Genomic DNA, 15,664 nt, shown 5'->3' on the forward strand with positions numbered 1-15,664 from the left:
GGCGCACCTCAGCCCTGCCGGCGCACCAGCGTTCCAGTCGGGTGCCGGCCGCCGACCACCGACGCCGTGAACGAGGAACCGGTGTACGTCGTGCCCTGCCGGGTGGCGACTGCGCCGAGCTGTGCGGTAGCGGTGCCCCGGGGGGCGGTACCCGGCGCGGGCCGGCCGCCGAGCGCCACCGCTCCGGACGCCGTCGCACCGTCGTGCGGGCGTCCGCCGGCGGGCGGCGCGGCGGCGGACGTCGGGGCGACGACCGGGCCGGCCAGCGCCGACGCGATGGCGGTCTGGGCGTCGCGGCGCCGGCGGTTCCAGGCGCCCCGGTCACCGTCGAAGTAGCCCTGCCGGTAGCCGAAGCGGTAACCGATCCGGTAGCTGAGCTGCCCGTGCAGCCGGCCCGCCGCGTAGCTGGTCGAGCCGAGGACGAGGACGAGGAAGACCGCGAGGATGGGGCTCATCCGGCCGCTCCCGCTGGCGTCGGGTCGCTGGGCGCCGCCCCCCGCCTGGTCACCGCTCCTCCGGCTCGACCGCGGGATCCACGACCAGGAGCCGCTCCAGATCGGCGGTGCTGACCTCCTCGACCAGCTCCACGCTGATCCGGCAGCCGTCCAGGAGGATCTCGGCGACGGAGGTACGCCGGATCTCGCCGCCGGCGTCGTAGACCCGGACGCTCAACTCCGGACAGCCGAGGTGGGTACGCCAGGCGTTCCACTCGTCCCGGTCACCGACGCTCAGGGACAGGTAACGGCAGCCGCGGGCGAGGTACAGGCGCCACGGGGCGCTCAGCCCGCCGGCCACCCCCTCCGCGATCAGGCCGAACGCCTGGGCACGAGTGGCGAGTTCGGTCACCGGACCCCCTTGAAACCCGCGGAGTGACGCGTGTGAGCACTGATCGTCTCATGCACGTGACACACCGTAGTTTGTCCCACGGGCGTGACAGTATCAGCTTTTCGTCTGTTTACCCCCGTCCTGGCGGGCACCTATTCTGCCCGGGTGGCACCCCTCAAGAGCAGCCCTGGATCGTTTACCGGGAATCCGAGAGAGCCGTCACGCCTGCGTGACAGTGGCGTGCCCGGCCGCCCCGGTGTCGCCGCCTGGTCGTACCGTCACGGGGTGACCGAGACGGCCAACGCACGGAAGATCGCCTTCGCCACCTTCGTGCGGCGCGCGCTCGACGACGCCCGGGCCATGCGGGCCTGGAGCGGAACCGAGGTCTCCCGCCGCACCGGCGTCTCCCGCCAGACCATCAACCGTTGGGTACGCGGCGACTGGGCCAGCGACCCGGAGGCGGAACGGGTGGTCGCCTTCTGCGAGGGACTCGGCCTGAACCCGGCGACCGCCTTCACCGCGCTGGGCTGGGACCGGGCGGCGCCACCCCGCAGCGCACCCACCCCGCCGCCGATGGACCCCGACGTGGAGGCGCTGCTGCGCCGCCTGGTCGACCCGAATGTGTCCGAGGCGGAGAAGTTCCACATTCGGGAAACCATTCGTTACCTCGCTTATCGCCCAACCCTTCCGGTCGATGTCCGAAACAGGGATAAACAGGCCGGGTAGTTCCTCAGATAGCGAAAGAATGGTGGGGCAGACCCAATCGTTTCGCTCCGGGGCCGGAACGGGCGCGCTAGCGTCCGTATTCGTACTGCTTGGGCTCGTCATCGGCGGGGGGACGGGACAAGGCCGAACCCAGCCCTGCGGGACAGAAGGAGGGGTCTGTCCATGACCCTGAAATGGTTGGCAGTCGTGGTCGCGGTGGTGTCGGCGACATCGTGCGTGACCGGCAACGTGGTGGTCGGCGTCATCGACGGCGGGCAGCTGCCTCTGGTCGTCAACGTCTTCGCGCTCACCGTGACCGGCACCGCGGTGGTCCTCGCCGTGGTCGCCGAGCTGCACGACCGGCTCAACGACCGGGTCAGCGCGCTCACCGAGTTCCTGGTGGCCCGGCTGAACGAGATCGAGGCGCACACCGGGGACCGGAACACCGGATTCGTGGAGGGCTACCTGCTCAGCCACGGCCAGGAGGCGGCCGTGGTGCCGTTCGGACGCCGGGGACGGGGGGCCGCCGAACGCTGACCCACCCCGCCGGCTGAGCGTCACATCTCGGCCACGAATGAGCCGCATCGCCCGGGGTACGCTGACGCGCGTGCCGCCGTTGAATCTGGGCAACCAGCAGCCGAAGACCCCGTTGGACGCCGAACGCGCGTGGCGGGCCACCGCCCCGCGAGCCGCCGACACGGTGCTCTTCTTCGACTTCGACGGCACGCTCGCACCGGTCGACGACGACCCGACCGCGGTCCAGCCCGCCCCGCGGGTGCTGGCCGCGCTGGCGGCGCTCGCCCCGGTCGTACGCCGGATCGCGATCGTCTCCGCTCGCCCGGTGGATTTCCTCCGCGACCAGCTCGGCGGCCTCGCCGGCATCGACCTGTACGGGCTCTACGGGCTGGAGCACAGCCATTCCGGCGGCGAGACGGTCACCGAGCCGGCCGCCCTGCCCTGGGTGCCCACCATGTCCGAGCTGGCCGAGCAGGCCCGCGCCGAGTTGCCGCCCGGCGCCCTGGTCGAGTTCAAGCGGCTCTCCGTCGCCCTGCACTGGCGCACCGCCCCGCAGCTCGGCGACCTGGTGCAGGAGTGGGGCCGGGCCCGGGCCGAGCGGCTCGGGCTGCGCTGCCAGGCCGGCCGGATGGTGCTCGAACTCAAGCCCCCGGTCGACCGGGACAAGGGCATGGTGATCGGCGAGATCGTCCGGGACGCCGGGGGCGCCTGGTACTTCGGTGACGACGTCTCCGACATCAAGGCGTTCGCCGCGCTGCGCGCCCGCGCCGCCACCGACCCCGACTTCGTCGGCATCTGCGTAGCCGTCGCGAACCCGGAGACCGGTCACGAGGTCGCCGACGCCGCCGACCTCACCCTCGACTCCCCCGCCGCCCTAGCCACCTTCCTCACCCAAGCCCTCCCCCACCTCACCTAACCCGCTGCATCGATCTTGCACTTGATGCCCCGGCAAGAAGGGCATACGGCGCGAATGAGGGGCCCCAAGTGCAAGATCGCCGGGGCGGGAGGGGCCAGGGGGGTTAGGCGCCGAAGCGGCGTTGGCGGGTGGCGTAGGAGCGCAGGGCGCGGAGGAAGTCGACGCGGCGGAAGTCGGGCCAGTTGAGCTCGCAGAAGTAGAACTCGGAGTGGGCGCTCTGCCAGAGCATGAAGCCGGAGAGGCGCTGCTCGCCGCTGGTCCGGATGATCAGATCCGGGTCAGGCAGGCCCTTGGTGTAGAGGTGCTCGGAGATGTGGTCGACGTCGATCGAGTTGGCCAGTTCCTCGATCGTGCCGCCGGTCGCCGCGTGCTCGAGCAGCAGCGAGCGGACCGCGTCGGCGATCTCCCGCCGGCCGCCGTACCCGACGGCGATGTTGACCTGGGCGCCGCCGCTGCGGTCGCGGGTGCGCTCCTCGGCGGCCTTCAGCGCGGCGGCGTGCTGCGCGGGCAGTACGTCCAGCGCGCCCACCATCCGCAGCCGCCAGGGGTTGCCCTCCTCGGCCAACTCGCTGGTGAGGTCCTCGATGATCTGGAGCAGCGGGTCGAGCTCGGCCGCCGGCCGGGACAGGTTGTCGGTGGAGAGCAGCCAGAGCGTCACGTGCCCGACGCCGGCCGCGTCGCACCAGCGCAGCAGCTCCTTGATCCGCTCGGCGCCCATCCGGTGGCCGTCGTTGGGGTCGACGAAGCCCATCTCCCGGGCCCACCTGCGGTTGCCGTCGCACATGACGCCGACGTGCCGGGGCACCGGCTTGCCCGCGAGCCTGGCCGTCAGCCGGCGCTCGTACACGGAGTAGAGAAGTTTCCGCAGAGTCATCACCTTGCAGGGTAGCGACCCCGACGGAAGGTCAGCGCCTCGGTGGTTGATCCGTGGCCGGCAGACCGATGCCGATCATGGCCAGGGTGCGCGCGTCGAGCCGCCCGTCGCCCAGCCCCAACTCGACCACGCTGCGGTAGACGCGGTCGTCCCGACGGGCGGCGCGGACCGCCGCGTCGACCACCCGCCGGTGCCGGGCCAGCCAGGCGGCGACCGAACTGTGCCGCAGATGCGTGCCGAGCCGGCGGCGCAGCGCGTCGGCGTACCGGCGGGCGGCCTGGCCGGGGGACGCCGCCGCGGCCGCGCCGGCGAGCGCCCCCGAGCGGAGCGCGTAGAAGATCCCCTCCCCGGTGAACGGGTTGATCAGCGAGAGCGCGTCGCCGGCCAGCACCGCCCGGCCCCGGCCCGGCGCCGGGCGGTGGGTGGAGAGCGGCAGGTGGTGGGCACGCAGCGCGGTGACCGTGGCCGGGTCGGTGCCGGGCAGCAGGGCGGCGAGGCGGTCCAGCAGGTGCGCGCGAGTCACCGGCTCGCCGCGCAACACCTCCCCGTACCCGACGTTCGCCCGGCCGTCGCCGATCGGGAAGGACCAGGCGTACGCCGGCCAGCGTGCCGCCGAGGTGACGATCAGTTGCTCGGGCGGGCCGGGCAGTGCCGGCGCGTAGCCCCGGATGGCCAGCGCCAGGTGGCGGTCCGGGTTCGCCGGGTGGCCGAGCGCCCGGCGGACCACCGAACCGGCGCCGTCCGCGCCCACCACCGCGCGCCCGGACAGCTCACCGTCCAGCACCACCCGGTCGTCGCGGAGCTCCACCCGGCGCACCGTGTGCCGCCGCAACTCCGCGCCGGCCGCCACCGCCGCCGTCACCAGCCGGGCGTCGAACACCTCCCGGGGCACCGTGTACGCGGGCCGCGGCAGCGCCCGGGCCACCGCCCCGCCGCCGGGGCCGACCAGCCGCAGCGCGGGCAGCGGGGCGTACCCGGCGACGGCGTCGGTGACGCCCAGCTCGGCCAGGACATCCAGCGCGTGCGCGGCGATGCCGTCCCCGCATGCCTTGTCCCGGGGAAAGTCGGACCGGTCCAGCAGCAGCACCCGCGCCCCGCCCCGCCGGGCGGCGAGCGCGGCCGCCGACCCGGCCGGCCCCGCGCCGACCACGATCACGTCGAACTCGTCACCCACCCGCGCTCCCTCCCCGGCCGCGACCCTCCTGTCGCCATCCTGCCCCGCCACCGCCCCCAACCCCCGATGCCGCACCGACGCCCACCCCCGCCACACCTGTTGATCAAGAGGTGGGCGCGGGGCAGGGCGGAGCCGGGCGGTTTGGTCAGGAGCGGGTGGTGGGCTCAGCGGTGCGGGCGCGCCAGAGGCCGTAGAGGGCCAGGATGGCGGCGGCGACCAGGGGACCGCCGTCGCGGATCAGGCCGTCGACGCCGAGCAGCCACCAGCACAGCGGCAGGTCGACGGCGAGCACGCCGAAGGTGACCGCGACCAGCATCCGGCGGGCCCAGGCCCGGCCGCGCATCAGGAACGCGGTGCAGAACAGGACCAGGTAGCTGACCGCAATACCGGCGGCGAACCAGAACAGCACCGCCGGCACGGCGCTCAGCCGCCCATCCAGGATGGAGCCGCCGGCGACCAGGGCCGGGACCAGCATGAGTGGGCTGTAGGTGAAGGCGGCGACCCGGCTGGTGAGCAGCCAACCGGCGACCGGTGGGCGCTTGGGCGTGACCTCCCGCCAGGAGATCGTGCCGCCCTCCACGACCAGGCCCTTCCGGTGCCGGACCAGGTGCCCACCGACCGTGTCGGAGCGGTAGAGCAGCGCCACCACGGCCACGCAGAGCGCGGTGAGCAGCCCGAAGCCGAGCAGGCCGGGCAACGGCGGCACCCCGGCCCGGGGTACGACCAACCGGCCGACCGCGAAGATGGTGGTGACCGCGAGGATCAGCCCGAACGGCCGGGCCACGGTACGACCGCGGTTGACGTGGCCGATCAGCACCAGGAAGCCGAGCGAGCGGAGCATCGCCCAGCCGGTGCGGACGGCCAGGCCGAACTCCTGCTCCGGGGCGTACCAGTAGTTGAGCAGCTCGACCACGACGGTGGCCGCCGCCGTGACGGCGAGCAGGGTGGTCAGCGCCCGGACGGCGGACGGCCGCCGGACCTCGGTGGTCGCGGCGGCCGTCCTCATGGGATCCGATGTTGCCCGGTACGGGCGTCGGTCACACCTACTTCTGCGGCTGCGCGTCGAGCCGGGCGCGCAGGGCGTCCAGCTCGGCCCAGAGGACGCCGGGCAGCTTGTCGCCGAACTTGTCGAACCACTCGGTGACCAGCGGCAGCTCCTTGCGCCACTCCTCCGGGTCGACCTTGAGGGCGATCCGGACGTCCTCCGGGGTCATGTCCAGGCCCTCGACATCCAGCGCGTCCTGGGTCGGGACCATGCCGATCGGGGTCTCCACCGCGTCGGCCCGGCCCTCGATCCGCTCAATCACCCACTTGAGCACCCGGGAGTTCTCGCCGAAGCCCGGCCAGAGGAAGCTGCCCTCGGCGTCCTTGCGGAACCAGTTCACGTAGTAGATCTTGGGCAGCTTGGCCGCGTCGCCGTCGGCGCCCTTGCCCATCTCGATCCAATGCCGGAAGTAGTCACCGGCGTGGTAGCCGATGAACGGCAGCATGGCCATCGGGTCACGGCGGACCACGCCGACGGCGCCGGAGGCGGCGGCGGTGGTCTCCGAGGAGAGCGTGGCACCCATGTAGACCCCGTGCACCCAGTCCCGGGCCTCGGTGACCAGCGGGATGGTGTCCCGGCGGCGGCCACCGAAGAGGATCGCGTCGATCGGCACGCCGTTCGGGTCGTAGTAGTCGTCGGCCAGGATCGGGCACTGGGTGATCGGGGTGCAGAACCGGCTGTTCGCGTGGGAGGACAGGCTGTCGCTCTCCGGCGTCCAGTCGTTGCCCTTCCAGTCGATCAGGTGCGCCGGCGGCTCACCCATGCCCTCCCACCAGATGTCGCCGTCGTCGGTGAGGGCGACGTTGGTGAAGATGGAGTTGCCCCGGTCCAGCGTCCGCATGGCGTTGGCGTTGGTCTTCCAGTCGGTGCCGGGCGCGACGCCGAACAGGCCGTACTCCGGGTTGACCGCGTAGAGGCGACCGTCGGCACCGAAGCGCATCCAGGCGATGTCGTCGCCGATGGTCTCGACCTTCCAGCCCGGGATGGTCGGCTCCAGCATGGCCAGGTTGGTCTTGCCGCAGGCGGACGGGAAGGCGCCGGCGACGTGGTAGACCTTGCCCTCGGGCGAGGTGATCTTAAGGATCAGCATGTGCTCGGCGAGCCAGCCCTCGTCGCGCCCCATCACGCTGGCGATGCGCAGCGAGTAGCACTTCTTGCCGAGCAGCGAGTTGCCGCCGTAGCCGGAGCCGTACGACCAGATCTCGCGGGTCTCCGGGAAGTGGGAGATGTACTTCGTGTCGTTGCACGGCCAGGACACGTCCTGCTGGCCGGGGGCCAGCGGAGCGCCGATGGAGTGCAGCGCGTGCACGAAGTCGGCGTCGTCACCCATCGCCTCGAGCACCTTCGCGCCCATCCGGGTCATGATGCGCATCGAGGCGACCACGTACGGGCTGTCGGTGATCTCGACGCCGAACATGGGGTTCTCGGCCTCGACCGGGCCCATGCAGAACGGGATGACGTACATGGTGCGCCCACGCATGCTGCCGCGGTACAGCTCCGTCATCGTCCGCTTCATCTCGGCCGGCGCCATCCAGTTGTTGGTGGGGCCGGCGTCCGCCTCGTCCACGGAGCAGATGAAGGTGCGCTCCTCGACCCGGGCGACGTCCGTCGGGTCCGTCCGCGCGTAGAACGAGTTGGGCTTCTTCTCGGGATTCAGCCGGATCAGGGTGCCGCTTTCGACAAGCTCGTCGGTGAGGCGGCGCCACTCCTCATCGGACCCGTCCACCCAGACCACCCGGTCGGGGGTGGCCAGTTCTGCGACCTCACGGACCCAGGCGAGCAGTTTGGGGTGGGACGTCGGGGCCTCATCGATACCCCGAACAGTAGCCGGAGCAACCATGTCACATCTCCTTGTGGTCGACGCTGACCGATGTATGGGATGCACGAGTTCTGGCGAGCGAGGCGTCGCCTTCGTGGAAACCTGGGATTGGGCTCAGCGTAAACCGGGCTGCCTCGCGAGTCAGTGGGACTGGTTGTGAAGAACTGCACAAGGTACGGCCGCGCTGCGGCATCGCGATCTGATACCCGCTTTCGCGCGCAGTTTCACGCAAATCCTGCGGTCAACCTTCGTGGGATGCCGGCCGCGGCGGGCGGTCCGGGGTGCACCATGAGCGGAAGCGCCCGCGCGGGCCGAGGGCGGCGATTGGACGATCCGATCCGCAATTGCGCCACCGTCGGTTACGCTCTGCTCACCGGACATCGGCGCCGACCGCTGCCATCTCCTTGGGGCACCCGCTCGCGCACCGTCACCACGACGGCGGCGCTCGGTACGCGCTGACGGGGACACCCGGTGCCCTGCGGGACGTGGGTACGTCCGGCTCGTCGTTGCTACCCGTTCGACGTGCCGGCACCCGGTAGGCTCGGCGGGTGGCCGCGACGATGACCGGGGACCCACCGGGTACCCCGAAGACCCGGCCGGGTCTGATCGCTTCCCTCCTCGACCGTTTCGGTCACCTGGTCCGTGAGCTGAGCAAGTTCGCCACGGTGGGCGGGCTGGCGTTCCTGGTGGACTTCGCCCTCTTCAATTATCTGGCCAGCGTCCGGCACCTGCCGCCGGTCGGGGCGAAGACCATCTCCACCGTGATCGCCGCGACCCTGGCGTTCCTGGGCAACCGGTTCTGGACCTGGCGGCACCGCCAGCGCTCCCACCCGGCCCGGGAGTACGGGCTGTTCTTCTTCTTCAACGGAGTCGGCCTGGGCATCGCGGTCGGCTGCCTGGCGCTCAGCCGCTACGGCCTGGGCAGCATCTGGCCCGGCGTGTTCCAGACCCCGCTGGCCGACAACATCGCCAGCTTCATCGTCGGCACCGGCCTCGGGACGCTGTTCCGATTCTGGTCGTACCGACGGTTCGTCTTCGTCGAAGCGGGAACCCCACCCGTTCCGGGAACGAGCCACGACCGAGACTCCGGGGCGTGACCTACCGCCCACCCCGTCCTGCCGGGCCGAGTCGGCCCTGGCCACTGCCCTAAGGTGTTCCGCATGCGTCTGGTCCGTCTGCTGCCCGAGCGCTGGCAGAAGTTCATCCACGAGGCGCTCAAATTCGGCATCGTCGGCGGCATCAACACCGTCATCAATTACGCGGTGTTCAATGCGCTGGCACTGACCGTTTTCCGGGACGGGCAGCTCAAGGCAACGGTGATCGCCACCATCGTGGCGACGATCACGTCGTATCTGATGAATCGGCACTGGACGTACCGGGATCGCCCGAAATCGGCGCTACGCCGCGAATACGTCCTGTTCTTCCTGTTCAATGCGACCGGCCTGATCATCGAACTCGGGGTGCTCGCCGCGGCGAAGTACGGCCTGGGGGTGACCGGCCTGCTGGCGCTGAACGTGGCGAAGACCGGCGGCGTGCTGCTGGCCACCATGTTCCGTTTCTGGTCCTACCGGACATTCGTCTTCCAGCCGGTCCCGAAGCACGCGCAGGAGACCTGGCACAGCATTCCGCGGGACCAGTGGGACACCATGGCGGGGATGGACCCGGTGGCGGAGTTGGCCGAATCGGTCAGCGAGCTGGAGGAGTCCGAGCCCAAGCCCGGCGAACGAACGGCCGGCCGGCGCGGCGCCGCGGAGTACGCTGCCCCGCCTCAGGGCCGCCCCGCCCCGGCGGACGCCGGTCTGGGTGGCGCCCTCCACGCCGACCTGGACGCGGAGCTGGCCGCCGAGCTGCACGCCGGCACCCGCCGCTCGCCCCGCCGCTGATCCCAACCGGTCGGCGTCGGCCGGCCGCAGGTCCGCCTCGGCCGCTCAGCCGCCCCGCGCACCCGGTCCGCCGGGCCGGCGGACCGGGCACCGCCGGTCAGGCCGAGGGGTCGCGCAGCGGCTTGCCGTCGCGCATGTCGGCGAGGATCTCCCGCATCTCGCCGTCGCCCAACGAGTGCTTGTCGTGGTGGGCCTCCACCAGCTCGTAGAGCTTGGTCTGCACCTGGTCGACGCGCGGGACGTCGTTGAGCACCGACTGGCCGCGTTCGCCCGCGGACTCGATGGTGAGCGTGCCGCAGCCGAGCAGCCGCTCCAGGAAACGCTGGTGCATCGAGTGGTCGTTGATCCGGGTCAGCGGGAGGTCCCGCCGGTTCCGGGAGAACACCCCCTCCTGGAGCAGCACCCGCTCGTCGGTGAAGAGGTAGTGGGTGGTGCGCCAGACCAGGAACGGCCAGAGCCCCAGCCAGAGCACCAGCGCCAGGCCGAGCGCGGCGATCACGTAGAGCGCGATGGTGCCGCCGTCACCGTCGGGCAGCAGGAGCCAGCCCGCCACCACCGCCGCGACGGCGAGCACCAGCACCAGGATCGGCCGGAGCAGCGCCTTCCAGTGCGGGTGCAGGTGGAGCACGACGTGCTCATCCTCGGTGAGCACGTCTTCGGGGAACGCCACAGAAACCTCCTCGCAGAACAGGACGCGCTGACCGTAACCGGTCGGCGCTCGCCCCGGGATCAGCCGCGCGGCGGTAAAGAAGGTCAGCGCACGTGCAGCACGTCGCCGGCGGCGAGGCGCAGGTCCCCGTCCGGTCCCTCGACCAGCAGCTGGCCGTCCGGGTCCACGCCGGTGGCGGTCCCCCGCACCTCGCGGCCGTCCGGCAGCAGCACCCGGATCTGCCGGCCGACCGTGGCGCAGTTCGCCAGGTATGCCTCGCGCAGCCCGCTGGCCATTGCGTCGCCCCCGGCGTCGCGCCAGCGTTCGTACCAGTCGGCGAGCGAGCGGAGCAGGGCGCGCAGCAGCGGATCCCGATCGGTGGCCGCCGCGCCGGCCAGTTGCAGCGAGGTGGCCGGCAGCCCGGTCGGATTCTCCGGCAGCTCGTCGGCACGGAGCGTGACGTTTAGGCCGATGCCGACCACGATGGCCGGCGGCTGGGCCGGAGACGCCCCGGGCACCGCCTCGGCCAGCACCCCGGCGCACTTGGCGCCGTCGATCAGCAGGTCGTTGGGCCACTTGAGGCGGGCGTCCAGCTCGGCCAGGCGGGCCACCGCCTCGACCAGCGCCACCCCGGCGAGCAGCGGCAGCCACCCGTACCCGGCGGGTGTCACCGGCGACCAGCCACGCTCCGCGACGGCCTCGCCGGGGCGGAGCAGGACGCTGGTCGCGATGCCCGCCCGGGCCGGCGACTCCCAGACTCGGCCGCGCCGGCCCCGGCCCGCGGTCTGCCGCTCGGCGACCACCACCAGGCCCTCCGGCTCCCCGGCCCGCGCGGCCTGCACCACGTCGGCGTTGGTGGAGGCGGTCTCCGCGCGCAGCTCCAGCCGGCGCCAGGGCCCGTGCGGGGCGAGCAGCGCGCGCCGCAGCCGGGCCGCCGACAGCGGCGGGCGGTCCAGATCGGTGTACGGCGAGCCGGGCATCCCGCCAGCCTACGGCCCCGGCGCCGGGCCGTCGGCCGGATGGCGCCCGGAGCCCGGTGAGGCGCACTGCACAGCGGCGGTCGCCTGAACCATCGTTATATTCCCTGGGTGACTACCGAGACCGGGATCAACATCCACAGCACCGCGGGCAAGCTGGCGGACCTGGAACGCCGGGTCGACGAGGCGGTGCACGCCGGGTCGGCCCGCGCGGTCGAGAAGCAGCACGCGAGGGGCAAGAAGACCGCGCGGGAACGCATCGAGATGCTGCTCGACGAGGGCTCCTTCGTCGAGCTCGACGAGCTGGCCCGGCACCGGTCCATCAACTTCGGACTGGAGAAGACCCGACCGTACGGCGACGGCGTGGTCACCGGCTACGGCACCGTGGACGGGCGGCAGGTCTGCGTCTTCGCGCAGGACTTCACCGTCTTCGGCGGCTCCCTCGGCGAGGTCTTCGGCGAGAAGATCGTCAAGGTGATGGACCTGGCCATGAAGATCGGCTGCCCGGTGGTCGGCATCAACGACTCCGGTGGCGCGCGCATCCAGGAGGGCGTGGCCTCGCTCGGCCTCTACGGCGAGATCTTCTTCCGCAACGTCCGGGCCAGCGGCGTCATCCCGCAGATCTCGCTGATCATGGGCCCATGCGCGGGCGGCGCCGTCTACTCCCCGGCGGTCACCGACTTCACCGTGATGGTCGACCAGACCTCGCACATGTTCATCACCGGCCCCGACGTGATCAAGACGGTCACCGGCGAGGACGTCGGAATGGAGGAGCTCGGCGGCGCGCGCACCCACAACTCGCGCAGCGGCAACGCGCACTACCTCGGCAGCGACGAGTCCGACGCGATCGAGTACGTCAAGGCGCTGCTGTCGTACCTGCCGTCGAACAACCTGGACGAGCCGGTGGTCTACGACGCCCCCGCCGACCTCGACATCACCGATTCCGACCGGGAGCTGGACACCCTGATCCCGGACTCGGCCAACCAGCCGTACGACATCCACCGGGTCATCGAGCACGTCCTCGACGACGGCGAGTTCCTGGAGGTCCAGCCGCTCTACGCGCAGAACCTGGTGGTCGGCTTCGGCCGGGTCGAGGGTCGGCCGGTCGGCGTGGTGGCCAACCAGCCGATGCACTTCGCCGGCACCCTGGACATCGCCGCCTCCGAGAAGGCGGCCCGGTTCGTGCGGACCTGCGACGCGTTCAACATCCCGGTGCTGACCTTCGTGGACGTCCCCGGCTTCCTGCCCGGCACCGGCCAGGAGTGGGACGGCATCATCCGGCGCGGCGCCAAGCTCATCTACGCGTACGCCGAGGCCACCGTCCCGAAGGTCACCGTGATCACCCGAAAGGCGTACGGCGGCGCGTACGACGTGATGGGTTCCAAGCACCTCGGCGCGGACCTGAACTTCGCCTGGCCGACCGCGCAGATCGCGGTGATGGGCGCCCAGGGTGCGGTGAACATCCTCTACCGCTCGGATCTGGCGAACGCCGACGACCCGGCCGCCGTCCGGGCCGAGAAGATCGCCGAGTACGAGGACACCCTGGCCAACCCGTACATCGCCGCCGAGCGCGGGTACGTCGACTCGGTGATCCCGCCGCACGAGACGCGTACCCAGATCGTCCGGGCGCTGCGGGTGCTGCGTACCAAGCGCGAGACCCTGCCGCCGAAGAAGCACGGCAACATCCCGCTGTAGCGGTCGCCGCCGGGGCCCCCCGCCGTACGTCCGGCGGGGCGCCTCGGCGCGTCAGCAGCCGGGGTTGGCGGCGGCGCACATCCGGCGGGCCGCGGCGCGTGCCAGGTCGAGCAGTTGCGCCTCGGTCACCGTGTTCCCCGGCACGCCGAGACGCAGGGGCTCGCCCGGCACCAGGACCGTGACCAGGTCTCCGACCCGGACGACCAGCGTGTCCTCGGGCCGAGGCGGGATACCGACCGGCTTGCCCGTCGTCCCGTCCGGCGGCACGGAGACGGTGTGCCGGAGCAGGATCGCCTGGTCGCCGGCGAAGTCGCTCGCCGCCACCGTCCACCCGTGCACGACCGTGGTGGTGACCGTCCCCTGCTCCGCCTGCACCGGGCCCACCTGCTGCCAGGTCGCGCAGGCCGCCACCAGCCGATCGAGGTCGGCGAAGACCCGCGCCGCCGCTCCAACCTCCAGCCGGTAGACGTCCTGGCTGACGACCGGCCTCCGGTACGGGGCGAAGCCGTCCGCCGTGGCGGTCCCGATCAGGGTCTGCGACCGGGAGTAGCGCGACACCACCTGGTCCTTCAGCAGCCCCCGCTCCTGCCCGCAGGTCCGGAGGACGTCGTCGACCCGGACCCGCTCACCGAGGCCCGTGTCGCCGAGTCGCTCGTCGCTCTTCGCCGGTACGTCGGCCGGTGCCAGCATCGCCTCCGCCGGGATCTCGGCGTGTTCGCCGGCGGTGGCGGCCGGCGGTGGCGCGGGCGCCACGGCCCGGTCGACGACGACGGCGGAGACCGAGGCGAGCACCAGCACCGCCGCGGCCGCCGTCACCGCCGTACGTCGGCTGCGGCCCCGGGCCCGCGCCCGGATCTCGGCCGGCTCGCGCCAGCGGACCTCACGCAGGTCCCGATGCACCAGTTCGACAAACGTCACGTCGTCACGCATCTGCAGCCTCCTCCTCCAGATCCACGACCGCGAGCAGCCCGGCGAGTGCGGCACGCCCCCGGGAGAGTCGGGCCTTGACTGTGCCCACCGGGGCCTCGGTTTCCCTCGCCACCTCGGCGACCGGCATACCGAGCAGGTAGTGCAGCGCGATGGCGGTGCGCTGGGCCTCGGGCAGCCGGCGCAGCGCGGCCACCACCTCCACCGTCTCGGTGCTCGGCGCCGGAACGCTCGCCTCGACCCCGTGCCGCAGGTACGCCCGTGCCCGGCTGCGCAGGCTGCGCCACCGGCTCACCGCGATGCGGCTGGCCACCACCCGCACCCACGCCTCCGGATCGTCGTACCCGCTCACCGTCGACCAGCGCTGCCAGGCGCGGATGTACGCCTCCTGGACGGCGTCCTGCGCCTCGGCGAGATTCCCGGTGAGCACGTAGACGAAGCCGAGCAGCCGTTGTCGACTGCCGCGATAGAACTCGTCGAACCCGTCGATGTCCGGCAATCTGCCACCTCCCCGTGGTCGCAGGAGACACGCCTGGCGTCGCCCGGGTGGTTGCCCCGCCGGCCGGTCTTCTTTGCCGGCCCCTCCTGGAAGCTGTCCCGCCGTGACATGGAGCGCTTTCCCTGGGCCGCGCGGTGAGCGCGGCGGAACCTCAGCCGATCAGCCGCTCCAGCCCGGCGAGCGGGAAGCCGCCGGCCGGGATCCGCTCGCGCACCGCGTGGCGCACCGCGAGCTGGACCGCCGCGTTCGCCGGAGTCGGCACGCCGTACAGCCGGCCGAGAAGCACGATCTCGCCGTTGAGGTGGTCGGTCTCGGCGGAGCCCGCACCCCGGGCCAGGCTCTGCCAGGTCGAGCCGCCGGCCCGTTCCTCGCCGTCCACCGGCCGGTGCCGCACCTGGTCGCCGCGCTCGGCCGCCTCCTCCTCGGGCGAGGTGTGCGCGATCCCGGCCGCGGCGAGCACCGCGACCCCCTCCGCCCGGACCCGCTCGGTGAGGCCTTCCGGCACGTCCCGGCCGAACAGCGCCTGGAGGCCGTTGCCGAGGTTGCCGAGGAGCTTTCCGTACTTCCAGCGCATCACGTCGTCGCGGACCGGGGCGACGAACCCCGCGGCGGTCAGGTCGGCGGCGACAGCCCGGCTGGTGTCGTCGGATCCGGACGGGTACCGGCCCAGGTGCAGCATGCCGGGGTGCGGGTAACCGTTGGCGACCACCACGCCGGGTTCCAGGTGGGTGGCGGGCAGCCAGACGCAGACCGGGTGCACCCGGGCGAAGAGCCGTAGCGCGGCCCGCTCGTTGGCGACGCCGTTCTGGGCGAGGACGAGGGGCAGTCGCTCGCCGGCCGTGCCGCCACCCTCGACCGGGGCGTCCACCCAGGTCGCCAGCGCCGCGTCGGTGTCCTGCGACTTCACGGTCAGCACCAGCACGGCGTCGGCCGGCAGCGGCTCGGCCGGCGGCCCGTCGGTGGCCGGCCCGCGCCAGGTCACCGTCCCGTCCGGAGAGCGCAGGGTCAACCCCCGGTCCCGGATCGCCTCCAGGTGCGCGCCGCGGGCCACCAGCGTCACGTCCCGGCCGGCCTCCCCCAGCCGTACGCCGATGGTGCCGCCGACCGCGCCCGCCCCGATGATCACATATCGCATCTGTCCGATTCTGCCCGTCGCCGGG

Annotated in this window: 17 protein-coding genes; 6 read left to right on the forward strand and 11 right to left on the reverse strand. The window is 72.3% G+C overall.

The window, feature by feature from the left end; all coding sequences use genetic code 11:
- Positions 1-8: 8 nt before the first annotated feature.
- On the reverse strand, positions 9-455 hold the full coding sequence (locus tag I8N68_RS09080) for a hypothetical protein (protein WP_200209429.1): 447 nt from the start codon (positions 453-455) through the stop codon (positions 9-11).
- Positions 456-504: 49 nt separating this feature from the next.
- Positions 505-846: a hypothetical protein gene (locus I8N68_RS09085; RefSeq protein ID WP_200209430.1), complete on the reverse strand. Its 342-nt coding sequence runs from the start codon at positions 844-846 to the stop codon at positions 505-507.
- 264 nt (positions 847-1,110) lie between these two features.
- Here I8N68_RS09085 and I8N68_RS09090 point away from each other — a divergent pair, with 264 nt between their 5' ends.
- From I8N68_RS09090 to otsB, 3 genes are all read left to right on the forward strand, one after another.
- On the forward strand, positions 1,111-1,551 hold the full coding sequence (locus I8N68_RS09090) for a helix-turn-helix domain-containing protein (RefSeq protein ID WP_200209431.1): 441 nt from the start codon (positions 1,111-1,113) through the stop codon (positions 1,549-1,551).
- A 162-nt stretch (positions 1,552-1,713) separates the two neighbouring features.
- Complete coding sequence (locus I8N68_RS09095) at positions 1,714-2,067, forward strand: hypothetical protein (protein ID WP_200209432.1); 354 nt, start codon at positions 1,714-1,716, stop codon at positions 2,065-2,067.
- Positions 2,068-2,137: 70 nt separating this feature from the next.
- The gene (otsB, locus tag I8N68_RS09100; RefSeq protein WP_200209433.1) at positions 2,138-2,962 is read left to right on the forward strand and encodes a trehalose-phosphatase; all 825 of its coding nucleotides are present in this window, start codon (positions 2,138-2,140) and stop codon (positions 2,960-2,962) included.
- Between the two features lie 103 nt (positions 2,963-3,065).
- Here otsB and I8N68_RS09105 read toward each other — a convergent pair whose 3' ends face one another.
- From I8N68_RS09105 to I8N68_RS09120, 4 genes are all read right to left on the reverse strand, one after another.
- Positions 3,066-3,836, reverse strand: coding sequence for an isoprenyl transferase (locus tag I8N68_RS09105; RefSeq protein WP_200209434.1), 771 nt, complete (start codon positions 3,834-3,836; stop codon positions 3,066-3,068).
- Positions 3,837-3,867: 31 nt separating this feature from the next.
- Positions 3,868-5,010, reverse strand: coding sequence for a geranylgeranyl reductase family protein (locus I8N68_RS09110; RefSeq protein ID WP_200209435.1), 1,143 nt, complete (start codon positions 5,008-5,010; stop codon positions 3,868-3,870).
- Positions 5,011-5,155: 145 nt separating this feature from the next.
- Positions 5,156-6,016 (reverse strand): hypothetical protein, encoded by an 861-nt coding sequence (locus tag I8N68_RS09115; protein WP_200209436.1) that lies wholly within the window; start codon positions 6,014-6,016, stop codon positions 5,156-5,158.
- A 37-nt stretch (positions 6,017-6,053) separates the two neighbouring features.
- Complete coding sequence (locus I8N68_RS09120) at positions 6,054-7,895, reverse strand: phosphoenolpyruvate carboxykinase (GTP) (protein WP_200209437.1); 1,842 nt, start codon at positions 7,893-7,895, stop codon at positions 6,054-6,056.
- Between the two features lie 539 nt (positions 7,896-8,434).
- On the opposite strand from I8N68_RS09120, the gene I8N68_RS09125 reads away from it, so the two are divergent.
- Positions 8,435-8,971, forward strand: coding sequence for a GtrA family protein (locus tag I8N68_RS09125; RefSeq protein ID WP_200209587.1), 537 nt, complete (start codon positions 8,435-8,437; stop codon positions 8,969-8,971).
- 63 nt (positions 8,972-9,034) lie between these two features.
- Positions 9,035-9,757: a GtrA family protein gene (locus I8N68_RS09130; protein ID WP_200209438.1), complete on the forward strand. Its 723-nt coding sequence runs from the start codon at positions 9,035-9,037 to the stop codon at positions 9,755-9,757.
- Between the two features lie 97 nt (positions 9,758-9,854).
- On the opposite strand, the gene I8N68_RS09135 is transcribed toward I8N68_RS09130, so the two are convergent.
- A complete protein-coding gene (locus I8N68_RS09135; protein ID WP_200209439.1) occupies positions 9,855-10,427 on the reverse strand; it encodes a PH domain-containing protein in 573 nt (190 codons plus the stop codon).
- A gap of 83 nt (positions 10,428-10,510) precedes the next feature.
- Positions 10,511-11,386: a biotin--[acetyl-CoA-carboxylase] ligase gene (locus tag I8N68_RS09140; protein ID WP_200209440.1), complete on the reverse strand. Its 876-nt coding sequence runs from the start codon at positions 11,384-11,386 to the stop codon at positions 10,511-10,513.
- A gap of 108 nt (positions 11,387-11,494) precedes the next feature.
- On the opposite strand from I8N68_RS09140, the gene I8N68_RS09145 reads away from it, so the two are divergent.
- Complete coding sequence (locus I8N68_RS09145; protein ID WP_200209441.1) at positions 11,495-13,078, forward strand: acyl-CoA carboxylase subunit beta; 1,584 nt, start codon at positions 11,495-11,497, stop codon at positions 13,076-13,078.
- Positions 13,079-13,129: 51 nt separating this feature from the next.
- Here I8N68_RS09145 and I8N68_RS09150 read toward each other — a convergent pair whose 3' ends face one another.
- The 3 genes from I8N68_RS09150 to I8N68_RS09160 all read right to left on the reverse strand — a co-directional run bounded on the left by I8N68_RS09150 (position 13,130) and on the right by I8N68_RS09160 (position 15,639).
- A complete protein-coding gene (locus I8N68_RS09150; protein ID WP_200209442.1) occupies positions 13,130-14,008 on the reverse strand; it encodes a hypothetical protein in 879 nt (292 codons plus the stop codon).
- Complete coding sequence (locus I8N68_RS09155; RefSeq protein ID WP_200209443.1) at positions 14,001-14,504, reverse strand: SigE family RNA polymerase sigma factor; 504 nt, start codon at positions 14,502-14,504, stop codon at positions 14,001-14,003. The genes I8N68_RS09150 and I8N68_RS09155 overlap by 8 nt, the downstream gene beginning before the upstream one ends.
- 151 nt (positions 14,505-14,655) lie before the next feature.
- A complete protein-coding gene (locus tag I8N68_RS09160; RefSeq protein ID WP_200209444.1) occupies positions 14,656-15,639 on the reverse strand; it encodes a ketopantoate reductase family protein in 984 nt (327 codons plus the stop codon).
- Positions 15,640-15,664: the final 25 nt, after the last annotated feature.

The sequence above is a fragment of the Micromonospora coerulea genome, from assembly GCF_016598485.1.
Lineage (GTDB): Bacteria > Actinomycetota > Actinomycetes > Mycobacteriales > Micromonosporaceae > Micromonospora > Micromonospora coerulea.